At 40.1% G+C, this 22,149-nt stretch carries 21 protein-coding genes; 1 reads left to right on the plus strand and 20 read right to left on the minus strand.

The window, feature by feature from the left end; translation table 11 throughout:
* Positions 1 to 94 precede the first annotated feature (94 nt).
* Both E2L03_RS17915 and fabZ read right to left on the minus strand, forming a co-directional pair.
* A complete protein-coding gene (locus E2L03_RS17915) occupies positions 95 to 2,773 on the minus strand; it encodes a YhgE/Pip domain-containing protein (protein WP_166740369.1) in 2,679 nt (892 codons plus the stop codon).
* A 234-nt stretch (positions 2,774 to 3,007) separates the two neighbouring features.
* A complete protein-coding gene (gene fabZ, locus E2L03_RS17920) occupies positions 3,008 to 3,430 on the minus strand; it encodes a 3-hydroxyacyl-ACP dehydratase FabZ (protein WP_038484013.1) in 423 nt (140 codons plus the stop codon).
* Positions 3,431 to 3,559: 129 nt separating this feature from the next.
* Here fabZ and E2L03_RS17925 point away from each other — a divergent pair, with 129 nt between their 5' ends.
* Complete coding sequence (locus tag E2L03_RS17925) at positions 3,560 to 4,324, plus strand: alpha/beta hydrolase (RefSeq protein WP_124742807.1); 765 nt, start codon at positions 3,560 to 3,562, stop codon at positions 4,322 to 4,324.
* A gap of 51 nt (positions 4,325 to 4,375) precedes the next feature.
* Here E2L03_RS17925 and E2L03_RS17930 read toward each other — a convergent pair whose 3' ends face one another.
* The 18 genes from E2L03_RS17930 to atpA all read right to left on the minus strand — a co-directional run bounded on the left by E2L03_RS17930 (position 4,376) and on the right by atpA (position 22,149).
* Entirely contained in the window at positions 4,376 to 5,002 is a 627-nt protein-coding gene (locus tag E2L03_RS17930) for an FMN-dependent NADH-azoreductase (protein WP_038484019.1), read from the minus strand.
* Positions 5,003 to 5,108: 106 nt separating this feature from the next.
* The gene (locus tag E2L03_RS17935) at positions 5,109 to 6,185 is read right to left on the minus strand and encodes a Ger(x)C family spore germination protein (RefSeq protein ID WP_038484022.1); all 1,077 of its coding nucleotides are present in this window, start codon (positions 6,183 to 6,185) and stop codon (positions 5,109 to 5,111) included.
* Complete coding sequence (locus tag E2L03_RS17940) at positions 6,182 to 7,279, minus strand: GerAB/ArcD/ProY family transporter (protein WP_038484025.1); 1,098 nt, start codon at positions 7,277 to 7,279, stop codon at positions 6,182 to 6,184. Before E2L03_RS17940 ends, E2L03_RS17935 begins: the two co-directional genes overlap by 4 nt.
* 16 nt (positions 7,280 to 7,295) lie before the next feature.
* Positions 7,296 to 8,810: a spore germination protein gene (locus E2L03_RS17945; protein ID WP_134259979.1), complete on the minus strand. Its 1,515-nt coding sequence runs from the start codon at positions 8,808 to 8,810 to the stop codon at positions 7,296 to 7,298.
* A gap of 168 nt (positions 8,811 to 8,978) precedes the next feature.
* Positions 8,979 to 9,584 carry a DNA-directed RNA polymerase subunit beta gene (locus tag E2L03_RS17950; RefSeq protein WP_134259981.1) on the minus strand — a complete coding sequence of 202 codons (606 nt, stop codon included), beginning with the start codon at positions 9,582 to 9,584 and terminating at the stop codon, positions 8,979 to 8,981.
* A 20-nt stretch (positions 9,585 to 9,604) separates the two neighbouring features.
* The gene (locus E2L03_RS17955; RefSeq protein WP_134259983.1) at positions 9,605 to 10,384 is read right to left on the minus strand and encodes a flagellar hook-basal body protein; all 780 of its coding nucleotides are present in this window, start codon (positions 10,382 to 10,384) and stop codon (positions 9,605 to 9,607) included.
* A 14-nt stretch (positions 10,385 to 10,398) separates the two neighbouring features.
* A complete protein-coding gene (locus tag E2L03_RS17960) occupies positions 10,399 to 11,190 on the minus strand; it encodes a flagellar hook-basal body protein (RefSeq protein WP_134259985.1) in 792 nt (263 codons plus the stop codon).
* 11 nt (positions 11,191 to 11,201) lie between these two features.
* Positions 11,202 to 12,206 (minus strand): cell shape-determining protein Mbl, encoded by a 1,005-nt coding sequence (locus E2L03_RS17965; RefSeq protein WP_035394303.1) that lies wholly within the window; start codon positions 12,204 to 12,206, stop codon positions 11,202 to 11,204.
* A 163-nt stretch (positions 12,207 to 12,369) separates the two neighbouring features.
* Positions 12,370 to 12,645 carry a sporulation transcriptional regulator SpoIIID gene (gene spoIIID / locus E2L03_RS17970; RefSeq protein WP_035394300.1) on the minus strand — a complete coding sequence of 92 codons (276 nt, stop codon included), beginning with the start codon at positions 12,643 to 12,645 and terminating at the stop codon, positions 12,370 to 12,372.
* Positions 12,646 to 12,834: 189 nt separating this feature from the next.
* A complete protein-coding gene (spoIIQ, locus tag E2L03_RS17975) occupies positions 12,835 to 13,653 on the minus strand; it encodes a stage II sporulation protein SpoIIQ (RefSeq protein ID WP_134259987.1) in 819 nt (272 codons plus the stop codon).
* 177 nt (positions 13,654 to 13,830) lie between these two features.
* Entirely contained in the window at positions 13,831 to 14,850 is a 1,020-nt protein-coding gene (gene spoIID / locus E2L03_RS17980; RefSeq protein WP_134259989.1) for a stage II sporulation protein D, read from the minus strand.
* Positions 14,851 to 15,012: 162 nt separating this feature from the next.
* Positions 15,013 to 16,311: a UDP-N-acetylglucosamine 1-carboxyvinyltransferase gene (gene murA, locus E2L03_RS17985; RefSeq protein WP_038484040.1), complete on the minus strand. Its 1,299-nt coding sequence runs from the start codon at positions 16,309 to 16,311 to the stop codon at positions 15,013 to 15,015.
* A 41-nt stretch (positions 16,312 to 16,352) separates the two neighbouring features.
* Complete coding sequence (locus tag E2L03_RS17990) at positions 16,353 to 17,108, minus strand: YwmB family TATA-box binding protein (protein ID WP_134259991.1); 756 nt, start codon at positions 17,106 to 17,108, stop codon at positions 16,353 to 16,355.
* Positions 17,109 to 17,209: 101 nt separating this feature from the next.
* Positions 17,210 to 17,443 (minus strand): DUF1146 family protein, encoded by a 234-nt coding sequence (locus E2L03_RS17995; RefSeq protein WP_051667680.1) that lies wholly within the window; start codon positions 17,441 to 17,443, stop codon positions 17,210 to 17,212.
* A gap of 383 nt (positions 17,444 to 17,826) precedes the next feature.
* Positions 17,827 to 18,228, minus strand: a complete 402-nt coding sequence (locus E2L03_RS18000) for a F0F1 ATP synthase subunit epsilon (protein ID WP_038484048.1) — start codon at positions 18,226 to 18,228, stop codon at positions 17,827 to 17,829.
* A 60-nt stretch (positions 18,229 to 18,288) separates the two neighbouring features.
* On the minus strand, positions 18,289 to 19,704 hold the full coding sequence (gene atpD / locus E2L03_RS18005; RefSeq protein ID WP_038484051.1) for a F0F1 ATP synthase subunit beta: 1,416 nt from the start codon (positions 19,702 to 19,704) through the stop codon (positions 18,289 to 18,291).
* A 27-nt stretch (positions 19,705 to 19,731) separates the two neighbouring features.
* Entirely contained in the window at positions 19,732 to 20,595 is an 864-nt protein-coding gene (gene atpG, locus E2L03_RS18010) for an ATP synthase F1 subunit gamma (protein ID WP_038484054.1), read from the minus strand.
* A gap of 39 nt (positions 20,596 to 20,634) precedes the next feature.
* Complete coding sequence (gene atpA, locus E2L03_RS18015) at positions 20,635 to 22,149, minus strand: F0F1 ATP synthase subunit alpha (protein WP_038484057.1); 1,515 nt, start codon at positions 22,147 to 22,149, stop codon at positions 20,635 to 20,637.

The following is a 22,149-nucleotide window of genomic DNA, read 5'->3' on the forward strand; positions in this document are numbered from 1 at the left end:
GCTCATCTCTCCTTTACACCCTTTTTCTTTTTCATTCCTGTTTTCATGAAAAGAAAACCTTTTTATATAAGGAGAGACACACGAAATAGCTTGTTCAATCAATCATGCGACTTGATTTTGATTTAGCCGTAGTCGCTTGCATCCGTTTTGCTAGTGGTTTTTTTAGTAATAAACCAAACGACAACGCTAGTACAAAGACAAGAAGTAGCACACCAATCATAGTAGCTGCAGTTGACCAAACAATTCCTCCAACAGCTTCCCTTAGCAAATTAATGGCATAGGTAAACGGTAAGAATGGATTAATTGCCTGAAAGAACGGTGGGGCCACTTGAATTGGAAATGTGCCTCCTGCGCCTGATAGCTGCAAGACCATTAAAACGATGGCTAGTGCCTTCCCAATATTTCCAAATACAGAAGCCAGCGTATACACGATGGTCATAAACACAAATCCAATTAACCATGTAAATAGAACGAAATAAACTGGATGAGCGGCGTATGTGCCTAATAGAAATAAGTTCCCTAGACTCACGATCGTTCCTTGTAAAAAACTTATGATTAAAAATAGTACTAAACGACCCAGATAAATGTGATGAACCTTATAGTCTTCCCGCATATCTTCAGGATGAACATCTGTTTTCAATAAGTTAACGAGCAAGAGGGAACCTACCCAAAGAGACAACGCTGTATAAAAAGGCGCATTAGCAGAACCGTAATTGGGTACTGGATAAAGCTGTTCTTCAACAAGCTTAACTGGCTCTCTAAAAAACGCACTTTCCTCTTCAATATCATTTCGAAGTAGCGCGACCATATCATTTAAATTATGGTTTTCATCAAAGTCACGAATTCGATCAGCCGCATTCCCAACTGTTTCTTCTAAATCTGGCAGTTGTTCATCTGCAAATGCTGCGACGTCTCCTAACGTTTCTTCGAATTGAGGAAGATTCGTTTGAATCAGCTGAATGACGTTTGACAACTCATCTTCTATCATCGGCAAATCTGTACGAACAAAATCTGCTGCACTATGGATGTTCTCTTCAATACGTGGAAAATCGGTTGCGAAAAACGCATTCACATTATGAATGAGCGTCTGAAGCTTCGGTAACTCCTCTTGAATAAAGTGTATACCTTCTTGCAATTGCGCTCGAACGTTTGGTAACTCATCTAGTAGGTATTGAATTTGTTCTTCTCCAGCCATTCGAACTTGATCTGCTTGATCAATAAGTTGTTCAAGCTGCGGTATACGATCCCGCTGCTGTTGAATGGTCTCTTCAGCACTTGTTACATCTGCTTTTAACTGCCCAATCCCCTCTTTAATCATGGTTGCTGCATCATTTGAGAAAAGTCCATTGGCACGACTCGCACCTCCCTGTACGGTCGCAATGTGATCGCGTAAGGATTGAAGCTGATTCTCTCCAATCGATCCAGATGATTTTAAAGCAGCAACCCCGTCATCAACTTGCTTTTGTAGCGCATTTAATTGTTGATTAAGAGATACTAATGGATCGATTAGCGATTTGGTGTCTGTATTTGGTGATAGTTCATTTACTTGTTCAAGAAACGTAATGGCATGCCCAATGGCCTCTTGATTTGATTGGAGCAACCGACTTGCTTGCTCTAATTGCGGGATGATTTTCTCAACGCTTTCACCTGATTCCACTTGCTCTAATGCAGCTAAAATAGAACGTGACGTTTGTTCAATGATCGTGGCTTGATTGGACATGAACTGAACAATTGGATCAACGGAGCGTTCCAGCTCATCTAGCACATCCACCATTTGGTGTGCATACTGCTCCATATTCCCACTTAATTCGGTTGCTTTCGGAAGTGCATCTTTAGCTTTCGTGAGCGCTTCTTCCGCAATCGTAAGCAATTTTACTGTTTGCGTCAGTTGACTTTCTATCTCATCTAATCGACCGTTTATTTCTTCCGCTTGAACAACAATGTCGTCTACGTCCGGTAGCACTTGTTCAACCTCGATTAATCGATCTGCTACTTGGTGAACCATCGGTAAATAACCTTCGACTTGGACAACAACATCTGCACCTTCATTAATGGCATCAAACTCTTCTTCCACAGCTAAAAAACGATCCAGCTTTTCTCTTAATTCTGGCCAGTCGTTTTGAAGTTCAATAACCGTTTCACCTAACTCATTAATCTCGGGGAAACGATCTTCTAGATCAAAAATCAGATTTTCAATTCGCCGAATGGTAGGCAATTCGTTTTCAAGCTCGATGCCAATGTCGTTCAGTTGAGTAAACAGAGATCTTGAAGCTTCTTCAAGGAATTGCTGACTAATTTCATCTACAACAGCCGATGCACCAGCAGAGGTCATCTTAGGGGCAATTGCATTCATTTTCTCGTTGACTTCATAACGAACTTCTGGTGCATGTGGATCCCCATTAATAACGCTCGTTAATTGCTCAGAAAACTCGGCATCAAGATACACACTAGCATAGTACTCACCGTCTCGTACCCCTTTCTCTGCTTGATCACGATCAACAAAAATCCACCCCATCTTGTCGTTATCAGCTAAATTGTGAACCAGTTCGTTTCCAACATTAATGGGCTCTCCTTCTACAGTTGTTCCTTGATCCTCATTCACAATCGCCACTTTTATTCCCTCTGTATTACTATAAGGGTCCCAAGAAGCAGCAATATTAAACCATGCATAAAGAGCTGGTAAAAAAGCGAGTCCCACTAATAATAGCGCCACAAGTGGTACTCGTTTTACATTTTTAAAATCCTGTATGATAATGTCGCGTATTTGTTTCATAGCGTATCGGTCTCCCTTAAGGTTACTGATACATATCATACAAGAGAGTTTTATAATAGACAATGAATATCCACAAAGAGAACAATCTTACATATTTCCTTGTTTTACAAGGAGTTTTCCTGTAAAGCCAGTCTTTCCTTTCATATAAATATGTGAATTCTTTTTAACATCAAAAAAAGGAGCGTGGGTTCCCCCACGCTCTAGTCGATACGCTCATTTTTTCTAAACCTACGCTTACTTAAAAGCAAATGTCATGTCAGCTTGAGCGGCAACTTTGCCATCTACGTAAGCAACACCAGTCGCTTTTGCAACAGGTCCTTTTATACGTGTAATTTCTATTTCTAGTCGTAGCTGATCGCCTGGGCGAACCGGACGTTTAAATTTGCATTGATCAATCGCTGCAAACAATCCAATCTTTGTTGTATCTTCTTGTGCTTTGGCTACTGCAATACCAGATACTTGAGCTAAAGCCTCAACAATTAACACACCAGGCATAACAGGATATTCAGGAAAATGTCCATTAAAGAACTCTTCATTCACCGTCACGTTTTTTATCCCTACTGCTCGTTTTCCCGCTTCTAATTCAATAACCTTGTCAACTAATAAAAATGGGTAACGATGGGGAATTAACGCTTTAATTTCTTCTATTGATAACACGAACGCCGCCTCCTCTTTCTTTCTCGACTTATTTTATCATATTTCTCACCTTACTCTAAGCAAGAGGAGGAATTATAGGATGAATAGCGAATAAGGATTGAGGAACCATTGTAAAAGGAGCGAATAGTCTTGGCACTCATTCATATGACAGTACATGCAACTACGATAGGTAAACAAATAGGAATTCAACTAATAGTACCTGATCATGCCACACCACCATATAGAACACTCTATCTTTTTCACGGTTGGAGCGATAATGAAACAGCTTGGTTACGTAATACTAACGTTGAACAGCTTGCAAATCAATATAATCTTGTCATCTGTATGCCTGATGTAGGATTAAGTTATTATAATGACATGACTTATGGTGGGAACTATTATTCCTTCATTCAAGATGAATTGCCAACAACGATGGAGAAGCATTTTTCTCTTTCTAGAAAAAGTGAACATCGTTACGTTGCTGGCTTATCAATGGGTGGTTTTGGTGCATTCAAGTTAGCATTGAACGAACCTGAACGGTTTCGAGCAGCAGCAAGTTTTTCTGGTGCCTTGCTCATCGAAGAATTAGTTACCCTCCAAGAGAAGAATCAGGATACAGAGAGAAAACCTTATATGCAAGCGATTTTTGGGCTTGAGCAGAACGTTACACAAACGAAGAATGATCTTTTATATAAACTGGACCAAGTTGACAAACAAGCTATACCTTTACCATTGTTTCAATACTGTGGGACAGAAGATTTTCTCTATCCGATCAATCAAACCTTTCGTCAGCAAGCTGAAATGACTTCTCTTCCCTATCAATACATTGAGGGACCTGGTGATCATACGTGGGCCTACTGGAATGATTGTTTAACTGATTGGTTAAAGCGACTAGACGATTTGGAACTTTTATAGAAATAAAAAACGCATGAAAGGGGAAATCCCTCTCATGCGTAATGATTTCACTTAAAAACGTCCAGCAGCTGTCGCAACGCTTGTAAGTCCTTCTTCAAGAATGCGCTCTTTTTGATCTGGAGCCGCATTATGCCCTTCAATAACAATCTCTTCCGGGTTCACAATCCCCCATAAAGAGATAGTCTGACGAACTAGTTTCATTGCCATTTCAGCACTTTCCATCGGTGTACCTTCTGAATAAATACCACCACGAGCACTTAAAAGAACGACTTCCTTATCTCCTGCTAACCCGATCGGACCATTTTCAGTGTACTGGAATGTAAAACCAGCTTGAGCTAAATACGATAGATACGTAATAAGGGGAGCCGGTACTGTGAAATTCCAAAGTGGGAAAGCAATCATTAGTTTATCTGCTCTTGAGAACTGATCACGGTAATAGCTAATCGTATTTACCAATTCCTCTTCTTCCACCGTCATATCGACTTGTTGCGCTTTCTTTGTTAGTGCTACAATAGCCTTTTCACCGTAGTAAGGCAGGTTTGCTTCGAAAAGGTTCACCTCTTCAACTGTATCTTGCTTATGGGTTTCCTTATATGATTGAACAAATTGATTATACATTTTCACGCTGACGCCATGCTCATGACGATCACTAGCATTAATCATTAGTACATTAGCCATTATCTTTTCCTCCTACTAAAAAAAAAATGAACGTCTTTCATTTTACCGCTACACGGTCATTTGTAAAGTAGGTACTTCAAGGAAATATAGTATAAAAAAGATACTGTCATTGACTAACTCCTGATTCAACAATCTTCACATCGACTGTAACGTCAACATCCATTTGTTGGAAGATGTCATACCACTCTTCCTCACTTATCTTTTCTTTTTCTAACTGCCTAGCACCAAGACCGATCGGATCGACCTGGTTTTCTTGCATTAACGAAACGATATCACGAATTCCAGAAGCAATATTGGCTTTAGCTGCTTCTACAATTTCCTTTACCTTTTCTTCTGTAATAAGCCCTCCTGAATATTCACTAATTCGACTCTTTAATGTTACGTCAAGGTGAATCACGTTTTTGTCCAGATCTGTTTTCAAATCTAAATTGGATCGTATTTCTCGTAGTACCGCAACTTTTTCTCCCTGATCCATGGCCACTTCAATTAAACCTCCATGCTGATAGCCATCTTGAATTAATTTCAAATAAAACGAATCGTTTAAATCAACTTCTGCCACAAACCGATCATCTTTAAAAAGAGCCATCCCCTCTACTCGCAACGCATTTTTTGTATACGATATTATCGGCATAATAGGGTCTTTGCCTTTTTCATAGTAAGCTCTCATAAACAAGTGCATATTCGTTAGCGGTAAATTTCCATAGTCTACATTATGCGAAAGCATATCACTTAGATAAGTACCTATTTCTGTTTGCAAAGGAAACTCACGGTTTAACATCGTCTCTGCATTCCCTCTCGTTACACATAGATACGATCTTAGTGCAATGGTTGGGTCGCGATAATACGTATCCAAAAGGGAGAAAAGACCAGTCTTTGCAAGCTCGTCTTGAACAACGATGGCGGAGATTTTCCCACCATGGATAGGTCTTGAAGACATGGCATTCAGCTTTAAACGAAGTTCTCTCGTTGATGTGGACACTGCAGAAAGCGTCACATTATTCAATTCCTCTTCTATTGAGTAAGCAGTTAATGTTACCGTACCACGGAACTGCTCGTCTTCTGCCCGATCAAAGCCGACTATTGTCACAAGTTGAAGCTCGTCAATAATATTCGTACGTACGTTAGAAAAGAAAAGAAACACAACCATTACCGTTACTAAAAAAATAAAGAGCTTCTTTTTCATGCTGATTCTCCTCCTTTCTTTTTCCGTATGAAGCTTACAACTAAAAGGAATGGAATAAAGCCGAAAATGAATACTGGTCCAATATAATTAATACTTTCATTTAACATATTAATCGCATCACGAGTCGTAAATTGAATGGTTGCTATAAACACTAAAAGGAGTAAGAAGAATACCGTCTTTCTATGTGTTATACGAAACTGAAGCTTTAAAAGACGACTAGACGCCCAAATTGTTAAGATGATATTTGGAAAAATAACAAGTAACCATATGGCTATCCCGATGTATTCAACGCGTTCAATAAAAACAAAGGAAGCAATTTTCCATGCGCTTAAAGTCGGCCAAATTGTCAGCTTCAACTGCTCAGCGCTATAGTAAATAAATGTTAAAAACGTTATCACTAAATAGGCAATAGTCGTTGCTAAACTACCTAGATGGGCATACTGCTGTGCTTTCTCCTTGTCTTGTAAGAAAGGATAATAAACAAAAATCAGCTCTGCTCCCGCAAAACTTAATGTTAAGATGAAACTAGCTTTAAGAATATCAATAAACGACGTCGTCATCATCGGATACAGATGATACCATTCGGCGTATTCAAGAACTGGCGCAATAGTAGGTGTTAACAGCAAAGGAAGAAACGAAAATAAAAAGGTCAATCCTGCTATAACACGAAACCCCTTTATAATTGCATAATAAGCAACAAGTAAAAAGGCGAGAGCGATTGACCACGTAGCTAGCTCTATGTAGATCCACACTTGGACAATCTCGATATAGGTGCGTAAAACAACAACAGCTAGAGTGGCAAAATAAAGGCTAAATAGAATCGTCATCATGCTACCTAGCCATTTTCCAAATAAAGTCTTGTTGACCATATAAAGATCAGGCTGTTGGGTTCGTTTAATTGTCTTAAATATCATCCAAATAATAAGTTGGTTGGCTGCACCTGCAATGATTACTGCAAGCCAAGATTGGTAACCTGCTATTTCAGCGATATAGCGTGAAAAACCTAATACTCCTACTCCAAATTGCGCGCCATGTACGAGGAAGAAAGCCATATAAGCAGGAACTTGTAGATGATTAGGGGGCGTTTGTGCCATTGCAATGCTCCTTTTTCTAATAACCGTCGTCAATATCTTTTTTCGGCTTAGAATGTCTATTAAACGGCCGCTTCTTTCTCTTCGTTTGTAGAAATCGTGGTCGAGTTCCTTGCATCGATTGGGGCAACCGTAATAGAGAGTCTTTCATATCTGTGAAGGAAAAAGGATAAATCGGTGCCATATAAGGTCTACCTAATGAAGTCAGTGATAATAGATGGCTCATACAAATAATTGAAACAAGTGCTATTGCAATTAATCCCCATGCTTGAGCGGCAATGATAAATGGAAATCGAACAAAACGAATGGTTGTCCCCATCCGGTAGACCGGAATTGTAAAAGACGCTAATGCAGCCAATGACACAATAATGAGCAAAACATTACTCGTTAAACCTGCTTCAACAGCAGCTGTTCCAATGACAATCCCCCCAACTATACCAATGGTTTGACCAACCTTCGTTGGAAGGCGCGCTCCAGCTTCTCTTAGTAATTCAATCGTTATTTCTAAAAAAAGCGCCTCCATAATGGGTGGAAATGGGACCGCCGTTCTTGAAACAACTAGACTTGAAAATAAATCTTGTGGAATGATTTCTGGATGATACGTTAATATCGCTACATACAGAGGCGTTGCAAAGATAGAAAAGAACACCGCCATAATACGTACTAAGCGTAAAGCAGAGGCCGTTTGCCAAGAGAGAAGATAATCTTCAAAAGCGGAAATAAATTGAAATGCCGTTACAGGTGTAATAAGGGCTTGCGGTGAACCATTTGTTAAGATGACAATTTTCCCTTCTAATAATGCCCCTGCCGATCGGTCAGGTCGTTCCGTATCTATGATCTGTGGAAAGATTGATCGGGTGTCTTCAATCACTTGTAGAAGCATGGAAGCGTCTTGTATTTGATCAATGTCCAACTCACTCATGCGCTTTTGAACCGTTGCCACATTTTCCTCATTCGCAATGGATTGACAGTAAACGACGTATACATCTGTTTTTGAATGACTGCCTACCGTATATTTTTTCATGTATAAATCTGAGGAAGGAATTCGACGTCTTAATAAATTAATATTGACTTCAACTGTTTCAATAAATGATTCTTTCGAGCCAAAAACACTGAACTCAATTTCTGGTACCGTTACTTCACGATCCTCTTGATGAGACAAATCCACTAACAGATAACTCGTTTTCCTGCTTTCTTCAACAAGCAATAGAATGGAGCCTTTTAAAAGCCCCTCATCCGCTTCTAACGCCGTATTACACCGCTTCATTTCAGTTGTAAACAACCGTTCTTTCAGTTGTTCAAATGTATAGTGCGTCAGCTTACTGATAGGATGCAAAACATGGGAAGGTAGCTTTTGCATATCAATCATGGATTCAAAATAAAACATCGTTAGTTTTTGTTTTGCAACTTGCCACTCTTCCCTTGTTATAAAATCATCAGACTGGCTTGCATGGGTCAAAACTTCTTCAATGGTTTGATAGGAAGCAACATGCTTTTTTGGTTGGCTTGGCGATTTTTTATTTGAAAAAACCATTGATTCCTATCCCTCCACATTTTTTTCTAGTATGTGAGACTAGTGTAAAATCATACATGGTTCCTCTATTTAAAAAGAGGACAAGTTACATGTCAAAGCGTATCAACGAGAACTAAACGAACCAAAAAAGACACGGAAGGATTTTTCTTCATCCTTTCCGTGTCTTTATCATTGACCTCTTATGGTATCAATAATGTTGTACCACAGCTCTGGTTTTAATACTTCCCATGTATTGTCTTCGCCACCAATAACCGAAAAACCGATTACTAACCCCATTATGAGTGCAGCGCCCGCCAATACAGTTACAAGAATAATTCTTACCCATATTGGAATAAGCCTTATACGACCTCGTTTAACTGGTTCGTCTTCACGAGAGGCATTCTCTTCCTCTTGTTGTTTTCGCTTTCTTTCTTCTCTCGTCATTGACTCTTGGTTGTGAACAGGAGCAGCACCGACAGATTTTTCATCGGTCACCTCTTTTTCTGATTCAACCGTGTTCTCTTCACTTTCCTCATGTAAAAGAACCTGTTCAGGATTTTCTCCCTCTGCATGATCCCCTTCTTCTTGATCGTGATCGTCATGATCTTGCACTGGTTCTTGGACATTTTCTTTCTCTAACGTCTCAGGATTGGCAAGTTGCTCTTGGTCCCTCTTCTCGAGCATTGAATCTGAAGAAGCATCATGATACGGCTTCGTTTCAGACTCATTTGTTTCTTTCTGCATCGAGGACCCTTCTATTTCTTTATCCGAAGTGTCGTTGCTTCTATCACTCAAGTCCGCACCTCCCCCTCGCTTTAACGCCTAATATTGTTTACGAGGCCAGCCATGTCATCGAAAAATGAAAACGCTCTTGCTTGTAGCTGGATTTGCCTTTGTGTGGAAATAAGTTCAGTCATTTCTTGACTTAAATCCACATTCGATTGCTCAAGCGCTCTTTGTTTTACTTGATTTGCTTGGGCTTGTCCAAAAATAGCATCCTCTTGAAGGTAAACATATTGATTTTCCCCTACAGCTTCCAAAGCTTGAGGTCGGCCAATCTGTGTTAACCCAAATGTAGGAATGACTTGTTCTTGTCCGTCAGCAAGTTCTGCAATCAATCCAGCCTGCTCAAGTCTTAATGAAATCGTGGAAGCAGGTAAACGTATAGGTGCACCATTTTCATTAAGAAGTGTTTCTCCACTATTCGTTACGAGCGATAGTTCTCCTCCTGCTGTCTCAGAGAAATAAAACGTTCCGTCTCTCGTTAAACGCTGACCATCGTTTGTTGCTATTGTAAAGAAAAGAGAAGGCTCCGTCAAAGCAAAGTCGAGAGCTCGATCCGTTTCTTTCACATCCCCTTGTGCTGCAGAAAGAGAAGTAAGAGATGCTCTCGCTCCTGTTCCCACCCTTAATCCATGAGGTGTTAAACGGTTTTCATTAGGTTGATTGGTATATTCTGATGAAAGCACATCCGAAAAAGAAACAGAACGACTTTTGAACCCAACGGTATTTGAATTTGCAATATTGTTTGACAGCGTCTCTAGCTTTCTTTGTAACTGCTGAAGCGTTGCCGCGGAGCTATATCCGGATATCAACGTTCTATCCCTCCTTAGTTAATTCGCCCAACTTCATTCACTGTTTTTTCTAAGCTTTGATCATACGCTTGAATAACCTTTTGATTGGCCTCAAATAATCGATAAGCTTGTAACATCTCATTCATCGTACTTGTCACATCGACATTGCTGTTTTCTAATGCATATTGTTGCACTGAAAACGTTACGGTATCAACATTATAAGCGGATTGCATATCGGTTTGATCATTACGTACGTATCCGTTCCCCTCTTTTATGAGGTCATTTACATCGTCAGCGACGACAACTTCAAGAGAGCCAATTTCTTCTCCATCTACTACTACAATACCTGAAGGCTGAATCGTAAAGGATTCATTTCCTACTTGCAGAGGATTGCCGTCGGTTCCTAATACCCTTCCGCCACTAGCCGTAACAAGATTCCCATTCAAATCAACTTGGAAATTACCGTTCCGTGTATAACGGATACCATTTTCTGTTTCAACCGCAAAAAAAACAGCTGCGCCATCAGTTGCTCCACCTTGCACCAAAGCTAGATCCGTAGCTTGTCCAGTCTGTTGAATATCGCCTTGTTGAGCGTTCATCAAATGTTCTTGCAAATAAACTGCTGTAGGCAATTCACCGACAACTTGTCTACTAGGATTTTGATAAGCATTATTCGCCTGCATTAGCATCGTTGGAAACGACCGTGTTACCGACTGATCGGCTTTAAAACCAGGTGTATTGGAGTTAGCCAAATTGTTCGTTAACTGGTCTTGACGATATTGCATCGAAAGCATACCACTCGTTGCAGTATAAAACCCTTTTAACATGAGCTACCTCCTTAGATATGAACTTTCTTGTTTGACATGCGATCGAGATTTTCAAGTAAAATACCAGTACCTGTAGCCACACAGTGCATTGGCTCTTCTGCAATTAAAACAGGGATTTTTAATTCCTCTGCTAACAACGTATCAATTCCATGCAAATATGCTCCTCCACCAGTAAGCATAACACCGCGATCAATAATATCTGCTGACAGCTCAGGAGGGGTTTGTTCTAAAACATGTTTTGCTGCTTGTACAATGTAGTCGACTGATTCTACAAGCGCTTTTTCGATTTCTTCAGAACGAATGGTGATGTTTCGTGGCAAACCTGACACCATATCACGCCCCCGAATATCCATTTGCTCATTTCTCGCTCCTGGAAATACTGTTGCAACTTGTTTCTTGATTTCCTCAGCCGTTCGTTCACCTATAAGAAGCTTGTACTCTTTTTTTATGTAAGATAGGATATCAGAATCAAATCGGTCACCTGCTACTTTAATGGAAGAGGCTGTAACAACATCACCCATAGATAGAACAGCGATGTCTGTCGTACCACCGCCAATGTCAACGACCATATTTCCACTAGGTTGAAAAATGTCCATTCCTGCTCCAATGGCTGCAACTTTCGGTTCTTCTTCCAAATAGATGTTTTTGCTACCAGTCTTCTCAACAGCTTCGCGTATCGCTTTCTGCTCTACTGATGTAATATTAGTCGGACAGCAAACTAAAATCCGAGGTTTAGAGAATAAACCTTTCACATTGATCTTGTTTAAGAAATGTTTTAACATCGACTCTGTCATCTCAAAGTTTGCAATGACACCGTCCTTCATTGGACGAATAGCTACGATATTTCCAGGTGTACGTCCAACCATGCGAAAGGCTTCTTCTCCTACAGCCAACACTCGTTTTGTCGTCGTATCAAGGGCTACCACTGACGGTTCATCTAGTACAATCCCTCGACCTTTAACATAAATTAATACATTCGCTGTTCCTAAATCAATTCCAATATCACGACCTAGCATGACTTTGTTCCCCCTTCTTTCTCGTTACAACTTATATGGTGATGTGCGCAAAACAACCGATTCTTATGTAATGTATACCTGATTCTCTATTTAAAGACGCACTTTTTACCTATTATAAATAGTAACACAAATTAGGGAGAAACGACTCATCTTGTCGAAATATTTATCTCTGAGTCTTGACAGCTGGTTGTTCGACTTTACGATACTTTACTTTTGTCGCTTCACCACCTCTTAAATGGCGAATCGACTTGTGATACTCAAGAATCTCTTTCACGTCGTTAGCAAGCTCTGGATTAATCTCAGGTAAACGTTCTGTGAGATCCTTGTGTACAGTACTTTTTGAGACTCCAAATTCTTTCGCAATCGTACGAACAGTCTTTTTCGTCTCAATAATGTACTTCCCTATCTTGATGGTTCGCTCTTTGATGTAATCGTGCACACGACTCGCCTCCCTATTTCTGTTAAGGTGATTGATAAAGTGTATTAGCAAGTCGCGCATGATATACCACATTTTCACAGAGTTTATCTGTTTTTCGAAAAAATCTGATTGACCTATATCCTTAACGCAAGTCCTATAAATGAGAAAAAAGCATAGCCCATTTAGCACGAGCTCTGCTTTTTTCAATTGTTATTCTGTTTCGCCTTCGAGTTCTTCATCATTAGATGGCTTGTTTTCTTCTGGCTTTTCATTTTCATCAGGCTTTTCGTTCTCGTCAGGCTTTTCGTTTTCTTCTTTTTCGTTCTCTTTTTCTTTTTCTTTCTTCTCACCTTGTGGAGCAAAAGCGGCGATATCTTCAACTGATTTCTCCATTGCATCAGTTGGATTCACTGCTACACCATCATGACGCACTTCAAAGTGAACATGAATTCCAGCCTCTTGATTATATGAATTCGATCCTGCCTCACCAATTACATCACCTTGTGAAACCTCTTTACCTTCCTTCACATCTAAAGCTGAAAGACTAGAATAATGTGTGACAACGCCATCACCATGATCAACTTCTACGACAAAACCTAGTAACGAATCTTTCATCGCTTTTGTCACAATACCGCTCATTGAAGCCATTACAGGAAATGCTTCTCCATTCTTACTTGCAAAATCAACGCCTTTGTTCTCTACATACATGTTGTTAAAATAGACAATAGCTTGCTCTTGCTCTTCTACTTCTGCTTGTGCATCATAGAAGATTCCTACTCTATCAAAATCTGTTTCATTTTCAACAGGTAGGTGGAAGGATTCATTCGCAACGTTTACAGGAGCTGTTGGCTCTTCTGTTTGTTCAGGTCCTTCACTAATCTCTAATTCTCTTTCTGTATCTTCTCCGCTTTGAAGAAATAAAACCGTACTCAAAAGACCAGCAGCAGCAGCAAGATAAACACTCGGTAACACCCAACGCTTACGCATTAAATCTTGAATTTTGTTTGAAGAATTTTTTTCTTCTTTCATTTCTCATCACCTCTGCCAATCATTCTGAGCAAATTAATAGAAATATATACATGCATGCGAAAAAAATATTTTTTTATTTTATAGAAGCAGTAGAATCGTTCATAGCAAGGGTCTATCAAGGCTAAACAATCAAAAAAAAGACTGGCTCTTGCATTAAAAGAACCAGTCTTTTTGAATCTATCCCTCTATCTGTTCCATTGTTTCAATGGATACACCTGAATAGTAGTGTGAAACAATCTCTTTATATGTTTTCCCTTCTTTTGCCATTCCGTTTGCACCAAATTGACTCATTCCTACTCCATGGCCCCAACCTTTTGTTTGAATGACAACAGTATTTCCATTTATATACCAAGAGAAATCAGACGAGTCTAAGTTTAAGGCTTCTCGAATGTCCCGACCAGTAAACTGTTTATCTGCAATCTGAACAACCTCCACTCGCCCACCTTCTGTTCTTGATTGAATTTCACCAATTGAACCGTCACCCTTTAACGTTACGTCTAATTTCTCTTCAAACTCATCTATTGTCAGCGTCATTTCTTCATCAAACCGAGGAGAATCTTGATCCCAAGGACTTTCTACACTTTTTAAATAAGGAATTTCTTGCGCCCAATAATCCTCTGAATTCTCGGTATAGCCATTACTAGTCGAAAAAAAAGCAGCGGTGATAGGTTGCTCGTTATAGATAATCACTTCTCCTGTCGTCGCAAGAACCGCTTTTTCCACCTTTGCCCAGTTAGCATCAAAATTTTCTCCCCACTTCTTCTTCAATTCTTCTTTATTTTGATACACCTGATGCGTTACGGTATCTGTTACAAGTGCACCTTCAGGAACGTTGCGGCTTTCATCAGCCACATTTTTTTGCGCCATCAAATAAGTTTGAGCTGCTAATGATTGAGCTTTTAAAGCCTCTAGTTCGTATTCTACAGGCATCTCTGAGGCAACGACACCTATTACATACTCCGTTAAGGAAACGGTCTCTACGTCTTCCTTTTGTGAGCGATACACGTCAATTGTCTCTTCTTGTTTAACAACTTCTGATTGTACACTAGGCTCACTCGCTTGGCTTGTCTTCTCTAAAGGCGCGATTTTAAATGGTTCCTGAGCGCTTTGATTGCTACCATTTACACTTACCATTGCCGCAGGAATAAGAAGGATGACAACAATTAGAAGTATAGCTGGAATGAAAATCTGTTTCATGGCATTCCTCCTACATTAGACAATTACTTACTTTAAAGACTATGTACTCAAGTAATAAAAAAGACGTTCTTTCACAGCAAAAAAGCACACCAAATGGTGTGCTTCTTCGACTTAAATCCCAGCAAAACGACAAGAATTCACTATTTCCCCGGAAATACAGGCTTATAGCAATTCTGCTGTTTTTTCAAATTCATTCTCTAATTGCTCTTCCACTCGTTCAATATCAGCACCTAATGCTTTAAGTTTCTCCGTTAAACCAACGTAGCCACGATCTAAGTGCTTTAATTCTGTAACACGAGTATATCCATCAGCTACTAATCCTGCGATAACTAATGCCGCCCCAGCACGTAAGTCTGTTGCACCAACCTCTGCACCTTGTAAAGACGTAGGACCAGATACAATCGCAGAACGGCCTTCAATTTTAATATTTCCGTTCATTCTACGGAACTCTTCAACGTGCATAAAACGATTCTCAAAAACCGTTTCAGTTACTACACTTGTACCCTCAGCTCGAATAAGCAACGCCATCATTTGTGCTTGCATATCTGTTGGGAAGCCTGGGTGAGGCATTGTTTTAATATCAACTGCTTTAAGCACTTCAGGACCAATAACACGTAGCCCTGTTTCACCTTCTTGGATCTCTACACCCATTTCGCGCATTTTTGCTACAAGGGGACGCATATGCTCAGCAATGGCACCTTCAACAAACACATCTCCACCTGTAATAGCAGCAGCTACCATGAATGTCCCTGCTTCAATACGATCAGGAATAACTGAGTGAACCGCACCATGAAGTGCAGCTACACCTTCAATTTTAATAACGCCTGTGCCAGCGCCTCTTACTTTCGCACCCATTGCGTTTAAATAATTGGCTAAATCAACAATTTCCGGCTCTTCCGCGACATTCTCAATGATTGTTGTTCCTTCTGCAAGAACAGCAGCCATCATAATGTTTTCTGTTGCACCAACACTTGGAAAATCAAGATAAATCTTTGTTCCTTGAAGCTTTCCATCAATGCGCGCTTCAATGAAACCATTTCCAATTTCAACTGTTGCACCCATCGCCTCAAACCCTTTTAGGTGTTGCTCAATTGGGCGTGATCCAATGGCACATCCACCAGGTAATGCAATTCTTGCGCGACCAACACGTGCAAGTAAAGGACCCATTACTAGGAAAGATGCTCGCATTTTACGAACGTATTCAAATGGTGCTTCTGTTTTAAGCGTACGATCCGCATGAACAACGAAACGGCCATCTTCGTAATCAACTGCTACGTTTAAATTTGTCAAAACTTCTTTCATTGTATAAACATCTGTAAGAGATGGTACTTCCTCGATAACACTTTTTCCGTTTTCCGCTAGAATTGATGCTGCTATTACAGGTAGGACGGCGTTCTTTGCACCCTCTACCTTCACGGAGCCGTGCAGCTTGTTGCCGCCACGGACAATGATTTTTTCCAACGTATTCCCCTCCGCGTCTGATATTTGTCTCTTCTATATTATCAATATTCAGTCGTAATTATAGGCGTTCCAAAAGTTACTGTTGTTCTAGAGCCCAACTCTTGATTTTCGCGTAATGCGATTTGAACGTTCATCTCTTTATCATCATTTGTCGCAATACCATTGGTCCATCCTTTATGATATGCAGAGATAGATACAAACGTTTTTTCTTCTAGGCCCTCTAATGTGGTCGCGCCTAATTGACTTACGAAATGTTCAGCCTCAATCATTAAATCTTGAGGCGTATCGTCCAATTCTGCCGTTACTTCATAAAACAACATAGACGATTGTAAATCAAAACCTAATGTACTTAATCGATCTTTAAACAATTGTTGATTTTTGAGTTCACCATTTCCATTTGAAAGGAGCTCATACGTTTTTTCTATTTTGTAACCTTTTGTTGTTGAGGACACTATCCATTTAACTTTTTCCAGTAACGTTTCCTCATAATCACCATTTATAAACGTGACATGAACATAATTTTTATTTTCTTCCAAAGAAGCACGTTCAAATTCAGGATATTCCTTCTCGAACTGGTCTAGCTGAGTATAAAAATTATTTACATGTTCGCTTTGATTTTTTATGCGGACTTGCCAATCTGTCATTGTCATTTTATTTTTCTCAACAAGGTCGTTAAAGGCATTCATTTGATGATAAAATGTATCTTCTTTTCCTAAAGTATCTTTCTCAAAAGCAAATAACACGCTACAGAAAACAACGATAAGCAATAGAAAACAGACAGAATACACTTTATTCATATCAACATTCCCCTCCAGGACCAAAAGGTTTTCTTACTACCATTTTTACCTGAAGCAGAAAAAGCATACATAAAAAACAAAGGTTCTTATGACTTTTTTTACTAGAAAAGATAAGGTAGGTACCGAACAGCTTGGGCATACTCAATAAAAAAACGAGCAAGTAAATGTCCCAATGTAATTGCCACTAACACTTTTAAAACAGTGGCTTGGGTACTTTTTGGATTTTTCACGAACAGATCAAAGCGAAACGATTGTAACGCCCACCATGCTATGACTAAACCGAGGAGATTTAATAGAATATGTATAAATGCTTCCAAACCTAAATCGCTTGTCAACCTTATGACCTCATTTCCTATTCAATCCCGGGCAAACAAAAAGTCAAGCTAAAAGTTCGCAATCCATTTTCAATGATAACGGATTTACGCATAAAAAGCTACCGCTTTCGTTAAGGAATTCATTCCACTTTCATAACAAAAAATGAAGATTTGGTTACAGTTTAGAATGATCTTCATGTAAAGCGCATTCATATACACTTTACCCTTATCCGGTAGTTTTCTAACATCCTTTTTTTAACAAAAGTTTTTTTCATACAATACTGCGCACAATCTTCTTTTTGGAGTATATGCCTAATACGGTCATTTGTACAACTTCATGCTTACGATCGCAAACAAAAAAAATCACCATCTGTTGATGATCAACAGTCTGGTGATTTTTTTATTTATTTTGCTTTAGCAACACTAAGACGAGTAACAGCTCTCATTAAAGCCGCTTCTGCACGTGCTTTATCAATATGGGCACTATCATCATTTAAGCGTTTTTCTGCACGATTCTTCGCTTTTTCAGCGCGTTCCGTATCAATTTGCTCTGGTGTTTCTGCAGTCTCGGCTAGTATGGTCACTTGGTCTGGACGAACTTCAATAAATCCACCGCTGACTGATACTTGGTCTTCTTTGCCGTCTTTCAAAAAACGAGCCCTTCCAACCGTAAGCGGAGAAACGAGGGGAATGTGCTTTGCTTTAATTCCAAGCTCCCCTTCTGTTGTCTTCACAACAACCAGCTCAGCATCACTTGAGTATACTGCACCGTCTGGAGTTACGACACTTACTTGCACGGTATTCATAGAACCCCTCCTCGTCGGCTAGCTTAGAAAAGGAAACGGTTTAACCGCTCCCTTTCTTTTTTACTGGGCCATTTCTTTTGCTTTTTCAACAACTTCTTCAATGCGTCCAACTAAACGGAATGCATCTTCTGGAAGATCATCGTATTTACCAGCAAGGATATCTTTAAATCCTGAAATGGTTTCTTTAACCGGTACATACGAACCAGGTTGACCAGTAAATTGCTCTGCTACGTGGAAGTTTTGTGATAGGAAGAACTGAATGCGGCGCGCACGGGCAACGATTAACTTGTCTTCCTCTGATAATTCTTCCATACCAAGGATGGCAATAATATCTTGTAACTCACGGTATTTCTGTAATGTTTGCTGGACCCCACGAGCTACACTGTAGTGCTCTTCTCCAACAACTTCTGGGGAAAGGGCACGTGATGTAGACGCTAATGGATCTACAGCAGGATAAATCCCTTGCTCCGTTAATTTACGCTCAAGGTTTGTTGTTGCATCTAAGTGAGCAAATGCTGTTGCCGGAGCTGGATCGGTATAGTCATCCGCCGGTACGTAAATTGCTTGAATAGATGTAACAGAACCTTTTTTCGTAGAAGTAATACGCTCCTGCAATTGTCCCATTTCCGTAGCAAGTGTTGGCTGATAACCTACCGCTGATGGCATACGACCAAGTAGTGCCGATACCTCAGAACCTGCTTGTGTAAAACGGAAAATATTATCAACAAACAAAAGTACATCTGCACCTTGTTCATCACGGAAGTATTCTGCCATTGTTAAACCAGAAAGGGCTACACGCATACGTGCACCAGGTGGTTCGTTCATTTGACCAAATACCATCGCCGTTTTCTTAATAACGCCAGCATCTGTCATCTCATGATAAAGGTCATTTCCTTCACGAGTACGCTCTCCAACACCGGCAAATACAGAAATACCACCGTGTTCTTGGGCAACGTTGTTAATTAATTCTTGAATAAGTACCGTCTTTCCTACTCCGGCACCACCGAATAGACCAACTTTACCTCCTTTAGTATAAGGAGCAAGTAAATCAACAACTTTGATTCCTGTTTCAAGAATTTCTGTCGTTGTTGTTAACTCTTCAAAGCTTGGCGCATCACGGTGAATAGGGTCACGGCGTGTTCCTGCTGGTACTGGTTCTTTTAAGTCAATCTCTTCACCAAGTACGTTAAATACTCGACCAAGTGTCTCTTCACCAACTGGTACAGAGATTGGTGCTCCAGTATCTACTGCTTCTGTTCCACGCATTAAACCATCAGTTGAACCCATGGCTACCGTGCGAACTGTATCATTCCCTAAGTGTAAAGCTACCTCTAACGTTACTGTTACTTGAACAGCGTTATGTGTATCACCTGATTGATTTACTCGAAGTGCACTATTAATTTGAGGTAGTTGACCACTTGGAAATTTAACGTCCACGACCGGTCCTGTAATTTGAATAATACGGCCTGTTGACATCGTTTTCCCTCCTAATTCACATACGTTCTATTCTAAAGCGGCTGCACCGCCAACAATTTCAGTGATTTCTTGCGTAATTGCAGCTTGTCTTGCTCTGTTATAAGAAAGCGTTAAATCATCAATAAGTGAAGAAGCGTTGTCGGATGCAGCACTCATCGCTGTCATACGTGCACCGAACTCACTTGCCTTTGCATCAAGCAAAGCCCCATAAATTAAGCTTTCTGCATAACGAGGAAGAACAGCTTCAAGTATTTCTTTCTCAGATGGCTCATATTCGTAAAGGCCGACGCTGGATCCTTGTTGCTCCCCTGTAGATCCTAGAGGAAGAAGCTTTTGTTCTGTAACGGTTTGCGTCATTGCAGATACGAAGTGGTTATACCAAACATATAGTTCGTCAAACACGCCATCGGCAAACATCTCAACAGATGTTTTGGCTAGTCCTTTAATATCCGAAAAACCAGGCTGATCAGGAATTTCAATCATTTCTTGAATAATCGGTTGATTTCGTGTACGTAACAGATCCCGTCCAATTTTACCCAAGACAATAATTGCATACTCATCTGTTGACGAATGCCTAGATTGAATGGTTTTCATCATATCTCTTAAAAGACTTGAGTTGTAACCGCCAGCTAAACCAGTATCCGATGAAATAAAGATATACCCTGTTTTTTTCACTGGACGTTCTTCAAGCATCGGATGACTAACGTCACTACCAGCCGCAGCCATGTTGTTTACAACCTCACGCATTTTACTTGCGTATACTTCATAGCTTTGTGCTTTTTCTTGGGCACGATTTAATTTCGCAGCTGATACCATTTGCATGGCTTTTGTAATTTGACGTGTTTTCTTTGTTGAGTTAATACGATTTTTTATATCGCGCAAAGAAGCCATTTGTTCACCGCCTTTCTAAGCAAAACTTAAGAAAATAACCTATTCATTCGATGGAACGAAACCTTTTTTGAAAGCTTCAATCGCTGCTTTGAATTCACTTTCTTCTGGAAGATTTCCTGTTGTGCGAATGTGCTCTAGCAATTCATTGTTATTGCTTTCAAGGTACGTAAACAATTCTGCTTCAAAACGTAGGCAGTCACTTACTGGGATATCGTCTAAGTATCCTTTTGTTAATGCATAGATAATTGCTACTTGCTTCTCAACCGGAAGTGGTTGGTTCAAGTCTTGTTTTAATAACTCAACTGTTCGCTGACCGCGATTTAAACGAGCTTGTGTCGCAGCATCTAAATCTGAACCAAATTGAGAGAATGCTTCTAGTTCACGGTATGCCGCTAAGTCTAAACGAAGCGTACCGGCTACTTTTTTCATTGCTTTAATTTGTGCAGATCCACCAACACGAGATACCGAGATACCTGGGTTAACGGCTGGACGCACACCAGAGTGGAATAAGTCAGACTGTAAAAATACTTGTCCATCTGTAATCGAAATAACGTTTGTCGGAATGTATGCTGATACATCCCCTGCTTGTGTTTCAATAAATGGAAGGGCTGTAATGGATCCGCCACCTAAATCGTCATTTAATTTCGCAGCACGCTCAAGTAAACGAGAATGTAAGTAGAATACGTCTCCTGGGAATGCTTCACGACCTGGAGGACGACGAAGAAGAAGAGACATCTCACGGTAAGCTGCTGCTTGTTTTGATAAATCATCATAAATAACAAGAACGTGCTTACCATCGTACATAAATTCTTCTGCCATTGAAACGCCTGTATATGGTGCTAAGTAGAGCATTGGAGCTGGATCGGATGCACCTGCAGATACAACAATCGTGTAATCAAGTGCGCCACGTTGACGAAGTGTTTCAACTACGCCTGATACCGTTGATTCTTTTTGTCCAATAGCCACATACACACAGATCATATCTTGATCTTTTTGGTTAAGAATTGTATCAATTGCAATCGACGTCTTACCTGTTTGACGGTCACCGATAATAAGTTCACGCTGTCCACGTCCGATTGGAATCATTGAATCAATTGATTTAATTCCTGTTTGAAGAGGCTCATGTACCGATTTACGTGCCATAACCCCTGGTGCTCCACCTTCAACTGGGCGTGTCTTTGTTGTGTGAATGGGACCTAAGCCATCGATTGGTTGACCAAGTGAATTCACAACGCGTCCAAGAAGTTCAGTTCCAACTGGAACTTCCATAATACGTCCTGTCCGTTTCACTTCGTCTCCTTCACGAATGTTGTCATATGGTCCTAAAATGATAATACCAATACTATCTTCCTCTAGGTTCTGAGCCATACCCATTACGCCAGTAGAAAACTCTAAAAGCTCTCCTGCCATAACATTATCTAAACCGTAAGCGAAGGCAATTCCGTCCCCAACGCGAATAACGGTACCAACGTCTTGTACATCTACACTGGTTTCAAATTGTTCAATTTGCTGCTTAATAAGCGAGCTAATCTCAGTTGCTTTAATGCTTGCCAT

The sequence above is a fragment of the Shouchella oshimensis genome (assembly GCF_004375095.1).
GTDB classification, from domain to species: Bacteria; Bacillota; Bacilli; order Bacillales; family Bacillaceae_D; genus Shouchella; species Shouchella oshimensis.

Bases quoted from the DNA above. Each gene is read 5' to 3' on its own strand.
- atpA (WP_038484057.1), bottom strand. From the start codon at position 22,149: ATGGCAAGCATTAAAGCAACTGAGATTAGCTCGCTTATTAAGCAGCAA.
- spoIID (WP_134259989.1), bottom strand. From the start codon at position 14,850: ATGAAACAGATTTTCATTCCAGCTATACTTCTAATTGTTGTCATCCTT.
- spoIIQ (WP_134259987.1), bottom strand. From the start codon at position 13,653: ATGAAAGAAGAAAAAAATTCTTCAAACAAAATTCAAGATTTAATGCGT.
- E2L03_RS17990 (WP_134259991.1), bottom strand. From the start codon at position 17,108: ATGAATAAAGTGTATTCTGTCTGTTTTCTATTGCTTATCGTTGTTTTC.
- E2L03_RS17940 (WP_038484025.1), bottom strand. From the start codon at position 7,279: ATGGCACAAACGCCCCCTAATCATCTACAAGTTCCTGCTTATATGGCT.
- E2L03_RS17915 (WP_166740369.1), bottom strand. From the start codon at position 2,773: ATGAAACAAATACGCGACATTATCATACAGGATTTTAAAAATGTAAAA.
- atpG (WP_038484054.1), bottom strand. From the start codon at position 20,595: ATGGCTTCTTTGCGCGATATAAAAAATCGTATTAACTCAACAAAGAAA.
- E2L03_RS17960 (WP_134259985.1), bottom strand. From the start codon at position 11,190: ATGTTAAAAGGGTTTTATACTGCAACGAGTGGTATGCTTTCGATGCAA.
- E2L03_RS17930 (WP_038484019.1), bottom strand. From the start codon at position 5,002: ATGGCTAATGTACTAATGATTAATGCTAGTGATCGTCATGAGCATGGC.
- atpD (WP_038484051.1), bottom strand. From the start codon at position 19,704: ATGTCAACAGGCCGTATTATTCAAATTACAGGACCGGTCGTGGACGTT.
- E2L03_RS18000 (WP_038484048.1), bottom strand. From the start codon at position 18,228: ATGAATACCGTGCAAGTAAGTGTCGTAACTCCAGACGGTGCAGTATAC.
- E2L03_RS17935 (WP_038484022.1), bottom strand. From the start codon at position 6,185: ATGAAAAAGAAGCTCTTTATTTTTTTAGTAACGGTAATGGTTGTGTTT.
- E2L03_RS17965 (WP_035394303.1), bottom strand. From the start codon at position 12,206: ATGCTAGGTCGTGATATTGGAATTGATTTAGGAACAGCGAATGTATTA.
- E2L03_RS17945 (WP_134259979.1), bottom strand. From the start codon at position 8,810: ATGGTTTTTTCAAATAAAAAATCGCCAAGCCAACCAAAAAAGCATGTT.